The organism is Oleiphilus sp. HI0128 (assembly GCF_001635365.1).
In genome coordinates, this window is sequence record NZ_LWGG01001244.1 from 1 (window position 1) to 848 (window position 848).

The 848-nt window shown below is 45.4% G+C and carries 1 protein-coding gene; it reads left to right on the forward strand.

Going from position 1 to position 848, the window contains the following annotated elements; genetic code table 11:
* Positions 1-43: 43 nt before the first annotated feature.
* On the forward strand, positions 44-848 hold an 805-nt coding region (gene hflK, locus A3763_RS21110; RefSeq protein ID WP_156495230.1), incomplete at its 3' end, for a protease modulator HflK.

An 848-nucleotide genomic window follows, 5' to 3' on the forward strand; every position in this document is an offset into this window, starting at 1 on the left:
TCACCACTCGTTCAGCGCTTGTTGGAGAGCCCCGGAGCGTCAGATGCATATGCTAAGTGATTTAAGAAATATACTCGCGTCAAATAAGCATGTCTTGTGGGTGATCTTTTTAGGGCTCTTGCCTTTGATATATCTCTTAAGTGGCTTTTACTCTGTTGGTCCTGAGCAGCGTGGAATATTATTGCGATTCGGAAAGATAGTCGACGATCAGGTCTTGCCTGGCATGCATTATCATTTACCTTGGCCCATGGAGACGGTAGAGAAGATACAGGCGACTTCGGTACGCTCAATGGAACTGAACATGGTGGAGGAAACATCGGCGCCAATTCAGCGGGAACTGACAACGGGTGATCAGAACTTATTGGAGGTCAGTCTGATACTTCAATATACCATAGAGGAGCCTGGCATCTTTCGTACGCAGGCGCTCGACCCTGAAGCGCTGCTATTTGAAGTATCATCCGCTGAGGTGATCCAATATATCGCCAGCAAACCAATTAACGACTTGTTAACAACGGGTCGAATTCAATTTCAAAGCTATCTAAAGAACTCCATTCAACAGCAGGCACGGGACTTGAATTTAGGTATCAGGTTGACTGCGATCCAAATTAAAAAGCTGAAGCCTCCCGGTTCTATTAAAAAGAATTTTGATCAAGCAACGATCGCGAGAACGGAAAAAAGAAAAAGAGTTCAGGAGCAGAAAAGCATAAGAAACTCTAGAATGGCTCAAGCGCGAGGTGAGGCCAATGCCTTGCATCAATCTGCCAAAGCGACAATCGAAGAAGAAATACAGAAAGCCGAAGGTGCCAGTGCCAGCTTTATTAGTAATCTGAACGAATACCGCAAGAACC